This window comes from Novosphingobium sp. HNCC26DJ243, from assembly GCF_057180545.1.
In genome coordinates this window covers 1-931 of record NZ_JBXUGN010000021.1, presented here as the reverse complement: position 1 = coordinate 931, position 931 = coordinate 1, and the positions used below count along the sequence as shown (strand labels likewise).

Annotated in this window: 1 protein-coding gene and 1 pseudogene; both read left to right on the top strand. The window is 59.7% G+C overall.

The window, feature by feature from the left end; all coding sequences use genetic code 11:
* Window positions 1-102, top strand: a 102-nt coding sequence (locus tag AC2A04_RS18270; RefSeq protein ID WP_484213784.1) for a DUF6968 family protein, incomplete at its 5' end; no start/stop codon positions are given.
* 189 nt (window positions 103-291) lie between these two features.
* Window positions 292-931, top strand: a pseudogene (locus AC2A04_RS18265) (IS5 family transposase); the annotation flags it as partial.

Genomic DNA, 931 nt, shown 5'->3' with positions numbered 1-931 from the left:
ACGCCGTCAAAGGCGCCTGGAGGCGAGTTCCAATGCCGTTATGTCATAGGATGGCCGAAACGAGAGGTTCGTCGGTATGCATGCGGTCTGGATGGGCTTTAAGCCCTCATGCTGGCCATGCGCAGTCCATACCGAGCTTATCGAGAGTGATGCGTATAAGGCCGGACGCCTTACTTGGTGCAATCAGGCCGATCTCGACCTTCCGCCCACTTGGGGTGAGGGATCGCTATATGACCCGCCACCACAGCCATAGGCCTTTCAATCCCGCTTAGATTCTGATTCAGGGCCGGCATGAGCCGATATGACCTGACCGACTTTGAGTGGCGCGTGATCGAGCCGCTGTTGCCCAATAAGCCGAGGGGCGTGCCGCGTGTCGATGACCGGCGCGTTCTGAACGGAATATTCTGGGTGCTGCGATCAGGCGCTCCATGGCGCGATCTACCCGAACGCTACGGTCCACGAACCACCTGCTACAATCGCTTCGTGCGATGGCGGAAAGCGGGCGTATGGGATCAGATGATGGACGCCATCACCGCCGCGCACGATGGCGATATCCAGATGATCGATAGCACTTCCGTTCGCGCCCACCAGCAGGTTGCGGCGGCAAAAAGGGGGATCGAGATCATTGTCTCGGTCATTCCCGCGGCGGCCTCACAACCAAAATCCACGCGCTCGTCGACGGGCAAGGCCTCCCCATCCGACTGAGCCTGACCGCAGGGCAAAGCCATGACAGCCAAGCCGCTGACGATCTGCTCGATCATGTTGGTGCCGGAACAATCGTTCTGGCGGACAAAGCCTACGATGCCGATCGCATCCGGGCGTCTCTCCGCGAGAAAGGAGCCTTTGCCAATATCCCGCCAAAGTCCAACCGCCGGTCAAAACCGTACTTCAGCACGTGGCTCTACCGCGAGCGGAACCTGGTCGAGCGCTT